At 70.9% G+C, this 16,592-nt stretch carries 13 protein-coding genes; 8 read left to right on the forward strand and 5 right to left on the reverse strand.

Annotation, left to right across the window (positions count from 1 at the left end; translation table 11 throughout):
* The gene (locus ACIBP6_RS29400) at positions 1-408 is read left to right on the forward strand and encodes a hypothetical protein (protein WP_397057137.1); all 408 of its coding nucleotides are present in this window, start codon (positions 1-3) and stop codon (positions 406-408) included.
* A gap of 4 nt (positions 409-412) precedes the next feature.
* Here ACIBP6_RS29400 and ACIBP6_RS29405 read toward each other — a convergent pair whose 3' ends face one another.
* A complete protein-coding gene (locus ACIBP6_RS29405) occupies positions 413-841 on the reverse strand; it encodes a hypothetical protein (protein WP_397057138.1) in 429 nt (142 codons plus the stop codon).
* 61 nt (positions 842-902) lie between these two features.
* On the opposite strand from ACIBP6_RS29405, the gene ACIBP6_RS29410 reads away from it, so the two are divergent.
* Positions 903-2,804 carry a sensor histidine kinase gene (locus tag ACIBP6_RS29410; protein ID WP_397057139.1) on the forward strand — a complete coding sequence of 634 codons (1,902 nt, stop codon included), beginning with the start codon at positions 903-905 and terminating at the stop codon, positions 2,802-2,804.
* Between the two features lie 3 nt (positions 2,805-2,807).
* Here the strand turns inward: ACIBP6_RS29410 and ACIBP6_RS29415 are convergent, their stop codons facing one another.
* Together ACIBP6_RS29415 and ACIBP6_RS29420 are read right to left on the reverse strand one after the other, a co-directional pair.
* Positions 2,808-3,548 carry an MBL fold metallo-hydrolase gene (locus ACIBP6_RS29415; RefSeq protein ID WP_397057140.1) on the reverse strand — a complete coding sequence of 247 codons (741 nt, stop codon included), beginning with the start codon at positions 3,546-3,548 and terminating at the stop codon, positions 2,808-2,810.
* A gap of 9 nt (positions 3,549-3,557) precedes the next feature.
* Positions 3,558-3,701 carry a hypothetical protein gene (locus ACIBP6_RS29420; protein WP_397057141.1) on the reverse strand — a complete coding sequence of 48 codons (144 nt, stop codon included), beginning with the start codon at positions 3,699-3,701 and terminating at the stop codon, positions 3,558-3,560.
* Between the two features lie 366 nt (positions 3,702-4,067).
* Here ACIBP6_RS29420 and rho point away from each other — a divergent pair, with 366 nt between their 5' ends.
* The 3 genes from rho (at position 4,068) to ACIBP6_RS29435 (ending at position 8,161) form a co-directional block, all read left to right on the forward strand.
* On the forward strand, positions 4,068-5,174 hold the full coding sequence (rho, locus tag ACIBP6_RS29425; RefSeq protein ID WP_397057142.1) for a transcription termination factor Rho: 1,107 nt from the start codon (positions 4,068-4,070) through the stop codon (positions 5,172-5,174).
* A 31-nt stretch (positions 5,175-5,205) separates the two neighbouring features.
* On the forward strand, positions 5,206-6,246 hold the full coding sequence (locus ACIBP6_RS29430) for a putative RNA methyltransferase (protein WP_397057143.1): 1,041 nt from the start codon (positions 5,206-5,208) through the stop codon (positions 6,244-6,246).
* 136 nt (positions 6,247-6,382) lie between these two features.
* The gene (locus tag ACIBP6_RS29435) at positions 6,383-8,161 is read left to right on the forward strand and encodes a S9 family peptidase (protein ID WP_397057144.1); all 1,779 of its coding nucleotides are present in this window, start codon (positions 6,383-6,385) and stop codon (positions 8,159-8,161) included.
* A gap of 3 nt (positions 8,162-8,164) precedes the next feature.
* Here ACIBP6_RS29435 and ACIBP6_RS29440 read toward each other — a convergent pair whose 3' ends face one another.
* Complete coding sequence (locus tag ACIBP6_RS29440) at positions 8,165-9,355, reverse strand: PP2C family protein-serine/threonine phosphatase (RefSeq protein ID WP_397057145.1); 1,191 nt, start codon at positions 9,353-9,355, stop codon at positions 8,165-8,167.
* Between the two features lie 36 nt (positions 9,356-9,391).
* Here ACIBP6_RS29440 and ACIBP6_RS29445 point away from each other — a divergent pair, with 36 nt between their 5' ends.
* The 3 genes from ACIBP6_RS29445 to ACIBP6_RS29455 all read left to right on the forward strand — a co-directional run bounded on the left by ACIBP6_RS29445 (position 9,392) and on the right by ACIBP6_RS29455 (position 14,644).
* Positions 9,392-9,745, forward strand: coding sequence for a hypothetical protein (locus ACIBP6_RS29445; RefSeq protein ID WP_397057146.1), 354 nt, complete (start codon positions 9,392-9,394; stop codon positions 9,743-9,745).
* Between the two features lie 81 nt (positions 9,746-9,826).
* Complete coding sequence (locus tag ACIBP6_RS29450) at positions 9,827-14,011, forward strand: HAMP domain-containing protein (RefSeq protein WP_397057147.1); 4,185 nt, start codon at positions 9,827-9,829, stop codon at positions 14,009-14,011.
* A gap of 3 nt (positions 14,012-14,014) precedes the next feature.
* Positions 14,015-14,644, forward strand: coding sequence for a response regulator (locus ACIBP6_RS29455; RefSeq protein WP_397057148.1), 630 nt, complete (start codon positions 14,015-14,017; stop codon positions 14,642-14,644).
* A gap of 270 nt (positions 14,645-14,914) precedes the next feature.
* Here the strand turns inward: ACIBP6_RS29455 and ACIBP6_RS29460 are convergent, their stop codons facing one another.
* A complete protein-coding gene (locus ACIBP6_RS29460) occupies positions 14,915-16,519 on the reverse strand; it encodes an NYN domain-containing protein (protein ID WP_397057149.1) in 1,605 nt (534 codons plus the stop codon).
* Positions 16,520-16,592 lie beyond the last annotated feature (73 nt).

The following is a 16,592-nucleotide window of genomic DNA, read 5'->3' on the forward strand; positions in this document are numbered from 1 at the left end:
ATGATCGTGCTGGGACTGATCCTGGCCCTGCTCGCCGGCGGTGCTCTCTACCTGGTGCTCACTGAGGAGAGCACCAGGTACGTCCTGTTCGGATACACCTTCGAGCTCAACCACGTGGAGATGTTCCTGGCCGGGGCGGCCAGCGCGGCCGTCCTGACGCTGGGCCTGTGGCTGCTGAGCTCGGGTTCGCGCAGGACCGCGAGGAAACACCGCCGGCTTCGCAGCGCCAAGGCCGAGGCCTCCAGCCGGGTTGCCCGGCTGGAGGACGAGAAGCGCGAGCTCGAACGGAAGCTGCAGCGCGAGCACGCCGAGCGCGAGCACGCCGAGCACGCCGAACGCGCCGAACGCGAGCACGAGCCCGCGGCCGGCGACCGTCTCGTCGCCCGCGGCTCCGACAACCGCCACTGAGCGGTCACGCGGCGGGCGCCTCCTGGCGCGAGGGCAGCAGCTTGCCCTCGCGCCAGAGCGCGAAGCCGGTGATCAGCGCGCCCAGCCCCTCCCAGAGCCCCACGCCGAAGAACTCCCCGGGCGCCGCCCCCGTCAGCACGAGCGACGTGAACACCGTGAACGTCACCAGCCGGAACGGCACCGTCCACCGGAAGAACGGCGTGTAGTCGTGAGAGGCGGCGAACACGTAGTAGACGCCCATGTTGACGGCCGCCATCGACGACGCGGCCATGTACACGTACGTGTAGTCCCCGGCCGGGCGGACGTCGAGCACCTCGAAGCCCAGCATGGCCAGCATGGTGTCGGGCGAGATCAGGCCGAGCAGGCCGAGCGCGAAGGCCAGAACGCCGAAGACCGCGATGGTCCACCCGGCGAACGAACGTGGAAGACGCACAGGAATCCTTTCCAAGGGGGTGTACTCTGCGAGGCGATCTCATCATGCATCCGGAGGTCGCATGCCCCCCACGCGTGGCCGTCCCATCGCGCTCAAGCTGCTCGCCCTCCTGCTCGTGCCGCTGCTGTCCCTGGCGGGCCTGTGGGCGTTCGCCGCGAGTCTGACCGGCGTCGACGGCCTGCGGCTGCTGGCGATCAACGACCTGGCGACCAACGTGGCCACCCCGTCCGAGCAGGTCAACATCGAGCTGCAGGCCGAGCGGCTGGTGTCGGTCGAGTTCCTGGTCACCGGCCGGGGCGCCGACGCGGTTGCCGATCAGCGGCGGAAGACCGACCGGGCGGTGACGACGTACCGGAGGCTGTCGGGCGGGATGCGCGAGCTGTCGCCGCAGATGACCGCGCAGCTCGCCGCGCTCAACGGCGGGCTGGCCCGGCTCCCTGACATCCGCCGCGAGCTGGACGGCGACGTCCGCACGCCGCTGGAGGTCATCGCCCGCTACAGCGACATCGTGGACGCGTCCTTCCGCATGTACGACGCCATGGTCCTGGTGCCCGACATGTCCCTCTTTCGGCAGGCCCGCGCGGTGACCATGCTGGGCGAGGCCAAGGAGATGTTGTCGCGCGAGCGGGCGCTGATCGCCGTGCTGCTCGACCAGGCCCGGGTCGGGATCCGCGAGCGGGCGGCGTTCGCGGAGATGGCGGCCACCAGGCGGCTGCTGTACACGCAGGCGCTCTCCCACCTCGACGGCGGCCTGCGCGGCGCCTACGAGGAGATGGCCGCCTCACCGGCCTACCTGGAGTTCCTGGCCGCCGAGGACGTCATCAGGAGCACGAGCTCCGACGACGGCCTGCCCGCCGCCGCGGCCACCTGGCCCATCGACGGCCAGAACCTGTGGGCCGCCGTCGAACGCAACCAGGCCGCCGCCGTGAAGGGCATCACCGACCGGGTGACCCCGACGGCCGTCGGCATGCTCGTCAAGCTCGGCGTCGCGGGCGGCGCCGGCCTGATCGTCGTCGTCGCGTCCGTGCTGATCTCGCTGCGCTTCCGCAAGCGCCTGGTGCGCGAGCTGGCCGGGCTGCGCGACGCCGCCACCGAGCTCGCCGACGTGCGCCTGGCCGGGCTCGTGCGCCGGCTGCGGACGAGCACCGAGCCGCCCACCGCCGACGAGAGCGCGCCCCTGCGCGTCGACACGGCCACCTCGGAGATCGCCGACATCGTCCATGCCTTCAACGAGGTGCAGTCCACGGCCGTCGAGGCCGCCGTCGACCAGGCGCGGCTGCGCCACGGCGTCAGCCAGGTCTTCGTCAACCTGGCCCGGCGCAACCAGTCGCTGCTGCACCGCCAGCTGCTCCAGCTCGACGGCATGGAGCGGGCCACCGAGCAGCCGGAGATCCTGGCCGACCTGTTCAAGCTCGACCACCTCACCACCCGCATGCGCCGGCACGCCGAGAGCCTCATCATCCTGTCGGACCAGGCCCCTGGCCGCGGCTGGCGCAACCCGGTGCCCATCCACGACGTGATCCGCGCCGCCGTGGCCGAGGTCGAGGAGTACGAGCGGGTCGAGGTGCTCCAGCCGCCGCCGGTCGCGCTGCTCGGCTCGGTGGTCACCGACGTGGCCCATCTGCTGGCGGAGCTGGTCGAGAACGCCACCCTCTTCTCCCCGCCGCAGACCCGGGTGGACGTGCGCAGCTCGACCACCCCGCACGGCTTCGTGATCGAGGTGGAGGACCGCGGGCTCGGCCTGCCGCGCACCGAGCTGGACGAGCTCAACGACCGGCTGGTCCGCACCCCGGAGTTCGACCTGGCCCAGAGCGACCGACTCGGGCTGTTCGTGGTCTCCCGGCTGGCCGCCCGGCACGACATCAAGGTCACCCTGGCGGTCTCGCCGTACGGAGGGCTGACCGCGCGGGTGGCACTGCCCTCGGCTCTCCTGGCCGACCAGCCGGTGCCGGCCGGGCGGTAACGCTCAGAGGGCGGTGAACGGCTCGCCGAAGTGGGCGGTGGCGAGGACCGCGCGCTCGGCCCTGAGCCGGGCCAGCACCTCGGCCCGCGTGCGCGCGGCGGCCTCGGGGTCGTCGTCGTAGAGGTACGGGATGGCGGGATCGGCCAGTTGCACCGGGTGGAGCACCAGATCGCCGGTCATGGCCACCTCACCGGCGCGGACGATCTGGTGGCCGGGGGTGTGTCCGGGCGCGAGGTGGACGTGCACGCCCGGCGCGACCTCGGCGTCGCCTTCGACCGCGTGCAGCTGACCCTTGATCACGGAGACGACGTCGTCGAGCATCGGGCCGGCGGCGGCCTCCAGCTCGGCCCGCTGGACGACGTGGCGGGCGTTCTCGAACGCCGGCCTGCCGTCGGCGACGGCGCCGGAGGCGTGGTCGCTGTGGAGGTGGGTGAGGATCACGGTGCCGACGTCGGCGGGCGCGACGCCTACGGCGGCCAGCTCACCGGCCAGCGTGCCGGGGACGGGCGCCCAGCTCGCCGCCGGGGAGTCCGCGGCGCCGACACCGGTGTCGACCAGGGTCAGCCGGCCGGCGGCGTCGCGGAGCAGATAGCAGTGGAAGTGCAGGACCCAGGGCTCGTCGCGGAGCCCGGAGCCGGCGAACATCTCGGTGAGCGGGCGGCCGATCGCCGCCCCCATGGGGCCCACGGCGTCGCAGAGCGGAGTGATCTCGACGCCGGAGACGGTGATCGAGCGATGCGGCATCCGCCGAGTCTAGGCGGCGATCGGCCGGCGGGGCACGAACTCGTTCTCGAGGTCGGCGGCGTAGACGGCGCGGCAGCAGTGCGCGCAGCGGTACATGATGGGGCCCTCGTCGAGCTCGTGGTGGCACTGCGGGCAACGGTTGACGGTCTTCATGGTGCTCCCCCAAGGAAGGTCTCTGCCGGTCTCATGGAACCCTCATCGAGTTGCAGGGGTCCTGCACGCCGCTTGCCGATGGGGGCCGTCCGCACCGTGCGCGGAATTTTCCTCGCCGTACGGTGCGCTGAAAGACATTGTCACGCGTACGCCGCCCACGCGGGTGGCAAGACACGGAGAACGGCCCGGGAATAGTCCCAGAGGGCTAGGTGTTGTGTGGTGCGGATGGCGTGATATGTTCCTGCCAAGCGTTGAGCCTTCGCTCCGCTGGTCTTTCATCCGGCCCGCGTCTTCATGGGCCCGCCGTTCTTCTCTCATCCCGCCGGCGCTTCCGTGCTGCCGGCGCATTCCCTCAAGGGGCTCAGCATGTCCTTGCACACCATTCCTGAACAGCGTGCGTCCACGCAGATCCGTCATGTGACGGGATTGCTGGACATACACGACAAATCCGCTTTTATTAGGACCGCGCATCTGCCGCAGGCCGGCGACGCGCGCCTCACGCCGGAGAAGGTCCGGCAGTACGACCTACGTCCCGGCGACCACGTGGTCGCGTCGTTCGCGGGCAACAAGCTCGTCGAGGTCGAGACGGTCAACGGGCTCACCGAGTGGCGCGGGCGGCCCGCGTTCGCCGGCCTCACCCCCGTCCACCCGACCGAGCGTCTCACGCTCGAGACCGAGTCGCTCAGCACCCGAGTCATCGACCTGTTCGCGCCGATCGGCAAGGGGCAGCGCGGCCTCATCGTGGCCCCGCCCAAGGCCGGCAAGACCATGGTCCTGCAGGCGCTGGCCGCCGCGATCACCCGCAACCACCCGGAGGTCCACCTCATGGTGGTGCTCGTGGGCGAGCGGCCCGAGGAGGTCACCGACATCCGCGCCAGCATCGACGGCGAGATCTTCTCCTCGACCTTCGACCACCCCGACCGCGACCACGCCGCCGTCGCGGAGCTGGCCGTCGAACGGGCCAAGCGGCTCGTCGAGTCGGGTCGTGACGTGGTGCTGCTGCTCGACTCGCTGACCCGGCTCGGGCGGGCGTACAACAACCTGGCGCCGAGCGGCGGACGGGTGCTCAGCGGCGGCATCGACGCCCGCGCCCTCTACCCGCCCAAGCGCTTCTTCGGCGCCGCCCGCAACGTGGAGGGCGGCGGCTCCCTCACCATCCTCGCCACCGCGCTGGTGGACACGGGCTCGCGCATGGACAACAGCCTGTACGAGGAGTTCAAGGGCACCGGCAACATGGAGCTGCACCTGACCCGCGAGCTGGCCGAACGCCGTTTGTTCCCCGCCGTGGACCTCGACGCCTCCGGCACCCGGCGTGAGGAGATCCTGCTGCACGCCGGCGAGCAGCAGGTCGTCTGGCGGCTGCGCCGCATGCTCACCTCCCTCGACAAGCAGCAGGGCATGGAGATGCTCGTCGACAAGCTTCGCAAGACGCCCTCCAACGCCGCCTTCCTCCTCGAAGCCGCGCACGCCTGAGCGCCCCCGCCCATCCACCAGAATGGGCCGCATGCTGGCCGACATCGTGCGCTTCCTCATCTGCCCCGTCTGCCGGGCCGACCTGCGGCTCGACGCCGCCGCCGTACGATGCGGCAACGGCCACGCCTTCGACGTCGCCCGGCAGGGATACGTCAGCCTGCTCGTCGGCTCCCGGCCGCCCGGCACCGCCGACAACGCCGCGATGGTGGCCGCTCGGGCCGCGTTCCTCGACCGGGGTCACTACGCCCCGCTCGCCCACGCCGTCGCCGACGCCGTACGGACTTATGCCGCAGGGGAGAACGTTCCAGAAAAACGTGAGTCCTCTCCCGAAACGAATGACGGCGAGGAGTTGAAGGCGTACCGTGGGGCGCAAGTGGAGGCCGGTTACGTCGCGGGCACAGGAGTTCCCGCGGGGCGACCGGACATCGTCGAGGATCGCCGCGCGGAGGGCAGGGCCGCGCCGCTGATCGTCGACGCCGGCGCGGGCACCGGGCATTATCTGGCGGCCGCGCTCGACGCGGTGGCTGATGGCATCGGGATGGCGTTCGATGTGTCGAAACACGCTGTGCGCCGGGCGGCGCGCGTGCATCCCAGGGCAGGGGCGTTCGTGGCCGACGTGTGGCGCCCGCTGCCGATCAGGAGCGGGGTGGCCGACGTGCTGATCGACGTTTTCGCGCCCAGGAACGGGCCCGAGTTCCGGCGCGTTCTGCGACCCGGCGGCGTCGCGGTGGTCGTCACCCCCGCGCCCGACCACCTCAGCCCGCTGGTGCGGGAGCTGGGGCTGCTCTCGGTCGACGAGGAGAAGGAGCACCGCGTGGCCCGGAGCCTGGAGGGGTTCACGGAGGTGGAGCGGCGCTCGATCGCGTTCGAGATGGAGCTGGGGCACGACGACATCGCCCAGGTGATCGGGATGGGCCCGAGCGCGTGGCACCACGATCCCGAGGCGTTGAACGCACGAATTGCTACCTTTATCTCCCGAAATGTCGCGAAAAGGCGGGAAAAAGTCGTGACTCGCGCCGCCTTTCATCTGTCTATCTTCGAGCCCGCTCCCCGATCAAGGGCTGTTCCTTGACGGACATCTGCAACTGGTGTTACTGATGGGGCATTTAGTCCGAAATTCCCCCACATTTCCCGAGTATTTCTCCGACACAGGCGCAATACTGGACGGCATCCCACGGCGGGACATCAACGGGAGGGGGCGCGCCCCGATGAAGGCGGAGGAACGCTGGCAGGCCAGGTTCCGGGCGTCGCGCATGACGCTGCCGACCTGGGCGCGCCAGGCCCCCAACCGCTCCATCTACCGCTCCAACGCCACCGGGAAGTGGGAGGTCTACGCCTGGGACCGGGTGACCGGCGCCACCCGCCAGGTCACCGACCGCCCCAGCGGCACCGCGTACGCCGCGATCGACCCCACCGGCCAGTGGATCTACTGGTTCGGCGACACCGACGGCGACGAGTACGGCAGCTGGTGGCGTCAGCCGTTCACCGGCGGCCCGGACGAGCCCGTGGCCCCCGAACTGCCGCCGGGCCAGCCGGGCGGCATCGCGCTGTCCACGACCGGCGTGGCCGCGATCAGCCTGGCCGGCGGGGGCGCGTTCCGCGTCCACCTGGTGCGCCCCGACAGGCCCGCCACGACGCTGTACGAGCACACCGAGGCCGCCTGGGTCGCCGGCATGTCGCTCGACGGCTCCCTCATCGCGATCAACCACGGCGAGTACGGCGACTTCCGTCACCCGGCCCTGCGCGTCGTCCGCCAGAACGGCCAGGAGGTCGGTGAGCTGTACGACGGCCCCGCCAAGGGCGTGATCGGCCTCGACTTCGCGCCCGTGCCCGGCGACCGCCGCCTGCTCACCCTGCACGAGCGCCGCCACCGCCGCGAGCCCCTCGTGTGGGACCCGGTGACCGGCGAGCAGCGCGAGATCTGGCTGCGCGACCCGGGCGAGCTGACCGCCGAGTGGTACCACGACGGCCGCGGCCTGCTCATCGTCCGCGACCACCGGGCCCGCACCCACCTGCACCGCTACGACCTCGCCGGCGGCGGCCTGACGCTCATCGACACGCCCCACGGCGTGATCGAGGAGGCCGCGCCCCGGCCCGGCGGCCACGTCGAGTACTCCTGGTCGAGCGGCTCGCACCCGCCGGTCATCCGCTCCAGCACCGGCCAGGTCGTGGTCAACCCCAGCGGCCCGCCGGCCCCGCCGAGCGTCCCCGTCCAGGACATCGACGTCGAGGGCGCGGGCGGACGCGTCCACGCGCTCGTCTCCAAACCCGAGACGGGCATCGCGCCTTTCCCCACGGTCTTCCTGCTGCACGGCGGCCCCGACGCGCACGACCGCGACGCGTTCTCGCCCGAGGTCGCGGCCTGGGTGGACGCCGGGTTCGCGGTTGTCCGGGTCAACTACCGCGGGTCCACCGGCTACGGATCGGCCTGGCGCGACGCGTTACGCGACGAGGTGGGTCACATCGAGCTCGCCGACGTGGCGGCCGTGCGGCAGTGGGTGGTCGAGCAGGGCATCTCCGACCCGGCCAGGATGGTGCTGGCCGGCACGGCCTGGGGCGGCTATCTCACGCTGCTCGGCCTCGGCACCCAGCCCGGCCTCTGGGCGGCCGGCATCGCCGCCGTGCCGATCGCCTGCCACCACACCTCGTACGAGGACGAGTCGGAGAGCCTGCGCGCCTTCCATCGCGCCCTGCTCGGCGGCTCACCCGCCGAACAGCCCGAGCGGTACGCCGCCAGCTCCCCCATCACGTACGTCGACCAGGTCAAGAGCCCGCTGCTGATCCTGGCCGGCCAGAACGACTGCCGCTGCCCGCTGCGCCAGATCGAGAAGTACGTCGCCAAGCTCGCCGAGCACGGCAGCGAGCACGAGGTCTACACCTACGACGCCATCGGGGCCTCGCTCGTGGTCGCGGAGCGCATCACCCAGACGGCGCGGCAGCTGGAGTTCGCCCGCAAGCACACGACCGCCGTGAAGATCGACGGTTAGGGCTCAGCGGGCGCGCAGCACCACGATGGCCAGGTCGTCGGCGCTCGGCTCGGCGGCGAACTCGGCCGCGCCCCTGCGGATCCGCTCGGCCACCGCCCTGGCTGACAGGCCGGCGCACTCGGACAACATCTTGGCCAGGCCGCCGTCGTCGTCGAGCAGCCGCCCGCCGGAGCGGCGCTCGGTGACGCCGTCGGTCACGGCCAGCAGCACGTCGCCGTGGTCGAGATGGACGGTGTCGGCCTCGAACACGACCTCGTGGAAGACGCCGAGCAGCGACTGCGGCGTGGTGACCGACTCGACCTTGCCGTTGGGTCGCAGCCGCAGCGCCTCGGGGTGGCCGGCCGAGACCAGGCGTACCTCCAGGCCGCTCTCGACGGGCGTGATGTCGCCGTGCAGCAGCGTCAGGAAGCGCGCGCGTTCGCCCTCCTCCAGGATCGCCTGGTTGAGGCGGCCGAGCACCGCCGCGACGCCGTACCCCTCGCGGGCGAGCAGGCGCAGCGTGTGGCGGGCCAGACCGGTCACGGCGGCGGCCTCCGGCCCGGTGCCGCACACGTCGCCGATCGCGAAGCGCCAGGAGTCGTCGCCCGCCTTGAACAGGTCGTAGAAGTCGCCGCCCACCTCGTTGGCCTCTCCGGCGGGCTCGTAGATGACGCCGTAGTCGAGGCCCGGGACCTCGGGCTCGTTGGGCGGCAGCAGGCTGCGCTGCAGGGCACGGTTGGCGGCGGCCTGCTGGGCGTAGAGCCGGGCGTTGTCCATGGCCAGGGCGGCGCGCCTGCCGATGTCGTCGGCGAACTGGATGACCTCGTCGGGGAAGCGGTCGGTGCGGCCCAGGCACATCATGCCGAGGCTGCGCCCGCGCGCGGTGAGCGGCACGGCCAGCACCTGCCACTCGGCCAGGTGGAGCGCGGAGGTCACCCGGGTGTCGGCGGCCGAGACGTCCATCTCGGACAGCTGCTCGCGCAGGCCGTCGATGCGGGACTCGTCGGCGTGCCAGAGGTAGAGCAGCCGCGGCGGGCCGCTGTGGTCGGAGGTGTAGACGGCGCACCAGCTCGACAGCCGCGGCACCACGACCTGGGCGATGATCGCCGGCACCATGTCGGGGTCGAGGGTGCCCGCCAGCAGGTCGCTCGCGTCGGCCAGGAAGCCCAGCCAGTGCGGGCCCCGCGAGCTCTCCTCCAGCCATTCGGCTGCCACTTGGTCCGCCGAGCCAGGTAGCGTGAGCCTAGCCCAATGGACACGGGAGTCGCCCTGGAAGGTGACTCCCCACTCTTCGACGTGCACGGAAGGAGCTTTGAGATCGCCTTGGGAGAGGTTTCGTTGCCGCAGTTCGACCTGGACCGCGTTCCCGAAATGCTTCCAAATCACCTCAAAGGGCTCGGCGGCGACCTGCTCGGCCAGATCTCCTGCGACCTGCTCGGCGGTGTGGAGCGCACCACCGGTGGCCCACGCGGTCAACACCTCGCGCGTGAACCTCATCGCAGACGTCACAGCAGTCTCGCCCGGCGCGAACGTCGCAGCGAGCACTGCTTGGGGAGAACCAGTCATCCCACCGTGCCTACCACACTTCCCGGTGACTTGGGGTAAATCCAAGGACAGGACTACGAGCTACTCATCGTGACAGACTTGAATCACTCGCAGGAGCCAGCCGCGAGTGAAGGAGGCCCCATGACCACGGCCAAGGTTGCGCCCAGCCCTGAGGAGAGGACTTACACCGAGTCCGATCTCGTGCCCATCCTTGAGACTCTTTTCTCTTGGCGGGACGGCGACTTCCGACGCCGGGTCCCCCATGCGCCTCCTGGCATTCTCAGCGAGGTGCGGCTGCTGCTCAACGAGGTCGCCGACCGCCGCGAACACCTCGCCAACGAGCTGTCGCGCGTGCGCCGGGAGGTCGTCAAGGAGGGCCGCTTCGGCGAGCGCCTGACCCCGGGGCCGGGCGTCGGCGCGTGGGCCGAGAGCGTCGAGTCGGTCAACATGCTGATCGACGCCCTGGTGAGCCCGGTGAGCGGGGCGGCCGACGTCATAGACGCGGTGGCCAAGGGCGACCTGTCGCGGCGCATCGACCTCGACCGGTCGGCGCGCGGCGAGGTGCGCCGCCTGGGCAAGGCGATCAACGGCATGGTCGACCAGCTCGCGCTGTTCAACAGCGAGGTGACCCGGGTGGCCCGCGAGGCCGGCACCGAGGGCCGGCTGGGCGGCAGCGCCAATCTGCGCGGCATGTCGGGGAGCTGGCGCGACCTCACCGAAGCCGTCAACACGATGTCCTCCCGGGTGGCGGCGCAGGTGCGCGACATCGCCGTGGTGACCACCGCCGTGGCCAAGGGCGACCTGAGCCGTAAGGTCACGGTCGACGCCGTGGGCGAGATGTTCGAGCTGAAGAACACCGTCAACACGATGGTCGACCAGCTGTCCGCCTTCGCCGAAGAGGTGACCCGCGTGGCCCGCGAGGTGGGCACGGAGGGCCAGCTGGGCGGCCAGGCACAGGTGACCGGCGTGTCGGGGGTCTGGAAGGACCTGACCGACAACGTCAACTTCATGGCCAACAACCTGACCTCCCAGGTGCGCAGCATCGCGACCGTGGCGACGGCGGTGGCCCAGGGCAACCTGTCGAAGAAGATCACCGTCGACGCCCAGGGCGAGATCCTCCAGCTGAAGGACACCCTCAACACGATGGTCGACCAGCTGTCGTCCTTCGCCGACGAGGTCACCCGCGTCGCCCGCGAGGTCGGCACCGAAGGAAAGCTGGGCGGGCGCGCCGAGGTGAAGGGCGTGTCGGGCGTCTGGAAGGACCTCACCGACAACGTCAACTCCATGGCGGCCAACCTGACGTACCAGGTGCGCAACATCGCCCAGGTGACCACGGCGGTCGCCAACGGCGACCTCACCCGCAAGATCGACGTGGACGCGCAGGGCGAGATCCTCGAGCTCAAGTCGACCATGAACACGATGGTCGACCAGCTGTCGTCGTTCGCCTCCGAGGTCACCCGCGTCGCCCGCGAGGTCGGCACCGAGGGCCAGCTGGGCGGCCAGGCCCAGGTACGCGGCGTGTCCGGGGTCTGGAAGGACCTCACCGACAACGTCAACTCCATGGCCAACAACCTCACCTCCCAGGTGCGCCAGATCGCGGCCGTGTCCTCCGCGGTGGCCCAGGGCAACCTGTCGAAGAAGATCACCGTCGACGCCCAGGGCGAGATGCTCCAGCTGAAGGACACCCTCAACACGATGGTCGACCAGCTGTCGTCCTTCGCCGACGAGGTCACCCGCGTCGCCCGCGAGGTCGGCACCGAGGGGCAGCTGGGCGGCCAGGCCCGGGTGAAGGGCGTGTCGGGCGTCTGGAAGGACCTCACCGACAACGTCAACTCCATGGCCAACAACCTGACGTACCAGGTGCGCAACATCGCCGAGGTCACCACGGCGGTGGCCAACGGCGACCTCACCCGCAAGATCGACGTCAACGCCCAGGGCGAGATCCTGGCGCTCAAGACCACCGTCAACCGGATGGTCGACCAGCTGTCGTCGTTCGCCTCCGAGGTCACCCGGGTGGCCCGCGAGGTGGGTTCGGAGGGGCAGCTGGGCGGCCAGGCCCGCGTCGAAGGCGTCGAGGGCACCTGGAAGCGGCTCACCGAGAGCGTCAACGAGCTGGCCGGCAGCCTCACCACCCAGATCCGCGCCATCGCGACCGTGACCAGCGCCGTCGCGCGCGGTGACCTGACCCGCTCGATCGCCGTCGAGGCGCAGGGCGAGCTGGCGGAGCTGAAGGACAACATCAACTCGATGGTGGCCAACCTCCGGGAGACCACGCAGGCCAACCAGGAGCAGGACTGGCTCAAGTCCAACCTGGCCCGCATCTCGCGGCTCATGCAGGGCCACCGCGACCTGCTCGAAGTCGCCAAGCTCACGATGAGCGAGCTGACGCCGCTGGTCTCGGCCCGCTACGGCGCCTTCTACAGCATCAACCCCGACGCCGAGGGCGAGCTGATCCTCATCGGCGGCTACGGCGTACGCCCCGACCGGGGACCGCGCCAGCGCTTCGCGATCGGCGAGGGCATCGTCGGCCAGGCGGCGGCCGAGGGCCGGCACATCGTGCTCGACGACGTGCCACCGAACTTCATCACGATCGACAGCGGGCTCAGCCGCTCGACGCCCGCGCAGATCGTGGTGCTGCCGATCCTGTTCGAGAACCGGGTGCTCGGCGTGCTGGAGCTGGCCTCCTTCACGCCGTTCGGCGAGGTGCACCTCGACTTCCTGACGCAGCTCGTCGAGACCATCGGCGTGACGATGAACACGATCATCGCCAACTCCCGCACCGAAGACCTGCTCACCGAGTCGCAGCGGCTCACCCGCGAGCTCCAGGAGCGCTCCGACGAGCTGCAGCGCCAGCAGGAGGAGCTGCGCAGGTCCAACGCCGAGCTGGAGGACAAGGCGGCGCTGCTCGCCAAGCAGAACCGCGCGATCGAGATCCAGAACTTCCAGATCGAGCAGGCCCGCCGCACGCTGGAGGAGCGCGCCGAGCAGCTCGCGGTCTCCTCGCGCTACAAGTCCGAGTTCCTCGCCAACATGTCCCACGAGCTGCGCACCCCGCTCAACAGCCTGCTCGTGCTGGCCAAGCTGCTGACCGAGAACGCCGAGGGCAACCTGACCTCCCAGCAGGTCGAGTTCGCCCGCACGATCCACAGCGCGGGCTCGGCGCTGCTGCAGCTCATCAACGACATGCTCGACCTGTCGAAGGTCGAGGCCGGCCGGATGGACATCCACCCGATCCAGGTGTCGCTGCCGAAGATGGTCGACCTGCTGGAGGCCGCGTTCGCGCCGCTGGCGCAGGACAAGGGGCTGTCGTTCAGCGTGGAGGTCGAGCCGGACGTCCCGAAGGAGCTGCGCGCCGACGAGCAGCGGCTGCAGCAGGTGCTGCGCAACCTGCTGTCGAACGCGGTGAAGTTCACCCCGCGGGGCGAGGTGAAGCTGCGCGTCGCCAAGGCGCCCGTCGGGGTCGACTTCGACGACGACACCCTGCACGACGCGCATGACCTGCTGGCCTTCCACGTGGTCGACACCGGCATCGGCATCGCGCCCGACAAGCGCGACGTCATCTTCGAGGCGTTCCGGCAGGCCGACGGCACCACGAGCCGCAAGTACGGCGGCACCGGCCTCGGCCTCGCGATCTGCCGTGACATCGCCCGCCTGCTCGGCGGCGAGATCCACGTCGACAGCGAGCTGGGCAACGGCAGCACGTTCACGCTCTACCTGCCGGCCTCCTACACCGGCCCGCTGACCGCGACCGACGGCGGGGCGGCGCGCCGGCAGCTCATGACACCGCCGAGCGACGAGCCCGCCGCGGCGGCGCCCGAGCCGCCGATGCCGCTCGACATGCCGATGCCGGAGCTGGTCGAGCCCCCGATCGAGACGCCCGCCCAGTGGCAGGGCGACGACCCGCTGAACGGCGCCAAGATCCTCATCGTCGACGACGACATCCGCAACGTCTTCGCGCTGACCAGCGTGCTGGAACGACACGGCTCCACGGTCGTCTACGCTGAAAACGGTCGGGAGGGGATCGAGCAGCTCGAACGGAACGAGGACGTCGCGCTCGTGCTGATGGACATCATGATGCCGGAGATGGACGGCTGGGCCACGACCTCGGCCATCCGGCGCATGCCCCAGTTCGCTGATCTGCCGATCATCGCGCTGACCGCCAAGGTCATGCGGGGTGATCGCGAGAAGAGCATCGCCTCGGGCGCCTCCGACTACGTTCCCAAGCCGGTCGACGTGGACCGTCTGCTCGAACGCCTGCGCGGCTGGCTCAGCCGTGGGCGCGGACCCGCGTCCGACTCGTCAGCATCACCAGCCGAAGGGTCGTGATCTATGTCGGATCGTGCCAAGATCCTCCTGGTCGATGACCGCGAGGAAAACCTGATCGCCCTCGAAGCCATCCTCAGCTCGCTCGACCTGGTGCCCGTACGCGCCCGGTCGGGCGAGGAGGCGCTCAAGGCGCTGCTCAACACCGAGTTCGCGCTGATCCTGCTCGACGTGCGCATGCCGGGCATGGACGGCTTCGAGACGGCCGCGCACATCAAGCGGCGCGAGCGCACCAGGAACATCCCGATCATCTTCCTGACCGTGGTCGACAGCGCCCCCGACTACGCCTTCCGCGGCTACGCGGCGGGCGCGGTCGACTATCTCACCAAGCCGTTCGACCCGTGGGTGCTGCGGGCGAAGGTGTCGGTGTTCAGCGAGCTGTACAACATGAACAAGCGCCTGGCCGAGCAGGCGGCGCTGCTGCGCGACCGGGTGAGCGGCGAGCTGCCGCCCGGGGCCGGAGACCACGCGTCGGTGCTGCCGGAGCTGTCACGCCGGCTGACGGCCGTGGAGGACGAGCTGGCCCGTGTCCGCGAACTGGCCCGCAAGACCCAGGACCCCGCACTGGCCGCCCCCCTTGGAGACCTGGCGGACCGCGTCAACCACCTCCGCGCCGCCTTCGACGCCCTCTCCTGACGCGTGCGCCCACCGCCCCACCTCAGGGGGCGGCCGGGCGCGTGGTGGAGCGCGGCACCTCTCCGGATTCCGGGGTCCCGCTCACGGCCGCACATCCCAGAAGCGGTACGCGCACCATCGGCAGCGCGACTGCCCTTCCACGGCACGCACCGTTCCGAGCGCTGACAGCCGCGTGCACAGGGAAACGCGCGGCGCGGTGGGTGGAACCACGAGGCGGCGTGCCGCAAGAGCGCGGACGGCGAGGCAGACGGGTGTCCGGCTGGGTGAGGGTCAGTTGCGGGCGCGTTCCAGCGCGTCCCAGAAGCCACGGCGGAGGGCGTGGCGAACCTCGTCGTGCAGGAGGAAGTCGATCGGGAGCGAGGAGCCCTGAAGAAGGCGTGCCTCCAGGTCGGACGGCATGCGGGGTTTGCGCGCCAGCACCGCCTCCAGCCACAGCGCCGGGGCGTCGCGGGCCACGGACTCGCCGAAGTCGTGTCCCTCCCGGTGGGCGGCCTTGACGGCGTCGGCCAGAGTGGTGGCCCCCGCCGTGGCGGCGGAGGGAGGGACGACCGGGGCGGGCTGCGGCCCCGTGTACGGCCCCGGCTGCGACGGCTGGTAGGCCCCGCTGTTCGACTGCTGGTACGAACCCGCGCTGGACGGTGAGGAGAACTGGCCGGTGCTGGGCGACTGAGCCTGCACGGGCCCGGTGACCGGCGCCGACGACGGCGCGTTGGTCTGCGGCTGCTGCAGCTCACCCTGGTAACCGCTGTACGACGGCAGCGCCGGAGGCGTGGACGGCTGCCCACGCAACGGCCCGTCGGCGTCGGACCCGCCGGGCAACTGGCCGTTCGCTCCCGACACCTGGCCGTTCGCGTGGGACCCACCGTAGGAGGGCACGTTGCCGCCGGGTGACGCCGAGTTCGCGCCGGACCCGCCATAGGAAGGCGCGGGTGACGCCGAGTTCGCGCCCGACCCGCCGTAGGACGGCGCGGGTGACGCCGAGTTCGCGCCCGACCCGCCATAGGAAGGCGCGGAGGACGGTGTGTTCGCGCCGGACCCGCCGTAGGAGGGAACGTTCGCGCCCGACCCGTCGGATGATCCAGCGCCGGACCCGCCGTACGAAGCCGAGCCGGACCCGCCGTACGAAGCCGTGCCGGAACCGGCGGAGGACGGTGTGTTCGGCCCGCCGTACGACGGCGAGTCAGGGCCCGAGCGCGGCTGGGCCGCCGAGGAGGAACCGGCCGCGTGACTGCCGGTGGACGACGGCGCCGGCGGCAGGGACGGCTGCGCCGCAGGCAGCGAGTGGGTGGCCTGGCCGTTGCCGATCGGCTGGTGGTGCCCGTTGGACGCCTCGGAGACGCCGGTGACCAGGCTGACGTACGGCCGCAGGTGGGGTGCCCCCAGCTCCACGAGGTCGTCGCACTCCTGCCGCAGCGACCGCGACACCGCCCAGCTGCCCTCGGCCGCGATGTTGATGACGGTCACCCGGATGCCGAGGTCCTGCGCGTCGCAGACGACCTGGGCGAGGTCCTCGTCGCCGCTGACGACGACCGCGTCGCAGATGGCGTTGTTGCGGGCGAGCGTCATGAGGTCGCGGTGCACCTGGGCGTCGACGCCCTCGCGCCGCCCCGGGCGGATGCGCGACAACCGCAGCTTCAGGCCCGGAATGTCGGCGAGCGCGTCGTGCTCGGGAGTGCGGCGGCCCTCGACCGTCGCTTCGTACCAGTAGCAGCGCAGCAGCGGCAGCGCGGTACGCTCACGCGACAGGTTGGTCATTAACTGGAGCAGCCCCGGATAGTCCCAGGACACCGCCTCGCGATGACGTGTGCCGTGTACGGCCAACGCCCCGTCAGCCAGCAGATAGCCAGCGTCCACGAACAGCGCACAGCGATCCACTGACACCGCCCCTTTCCTGATGGTCCGACCTTGCTGGCTCTGCACCGTCAGAGACCCGGACTCGGCGGCCCTC

This window comes from Nonomuraea terrae (assembly GCF_044465245.1).
Lineage (GTDB): Bacteria > Actinomycetota > Actinomycetes > Streptosporangiales > Streptosporangiaceae > Nonomuraea > Nonomuraea terrae.

Coding starts and splice junctions, on each gene's coding strand:
- ACIBP6_RS29445 (WP_397057146.1), top strand. CDS start 9,392: ATGGACACGGGAGTCGCCCTGGAAGGTGACTCCCCACTCTTCGACGTG.
- rho (WP_397057142.1), top strand. CDS start 4,068: ATGTCCTTGCACACCATTCCTGAACAGCGTGCGTCCACGCAGATCCGT.
- ACIBP6_RS29400 (WP_397057137.1), top strand. CDS start 1: ATGATCGTGCTGGGACTGATCCTGGCCCTGCTCGCCGGCGGTGCTCTC.
- ACIBP6_RS29435 (WP_397057144.1), top strand. CDS start 6,383: ATGAAGGCGGAGGAACGCTGGCAGGCCAGGTTCCGGGCGTCGCGCATG.
- ACIBP6_RS29420 (WP_397057141.1), bottom strand. CDS start 3,701: ATGAAGACCGTCAACCGTTGCCCGCAGTGCCACCACGAGCTCGACGAG.
- ACIBP6_RS29410 (WP_397057139.1), top strand. CDS start 903: ATGCCCCCCACGCGTGGCCGTCCCATCGCGCTCAAGCTGCTCGCCCTC.
- ACIBP6_RS29455 (WP_397057148.1), top strand. CDS start 14,015: ATGTCGGATCGTGCCAAGATCCTCCTGGTCGATGACCGCGAGGAAAAC.
- ACIBP6_RS29430 (WP_397057143.1), top strand. CDS start 5,206: ATGCTGGCCGACATCGTGCGCTTCCTCATCTGCCCCGTCTGCCGGGCC.
- ACIBP6_RS29415 (WP_397057140.1), bottom strand. CDS start 3,548: ATGCCGCATCGCTCGATCACCGTCTCCGGCGTCGAGATCACTCCGCTC.
- ACIBP6_RS29450 (WP_397057147.1), top strand. CDS start 9,827: ATGACCACGGCCAAGGTTGCGCCCAGCCCTGAGGAGAGGACTTACACC.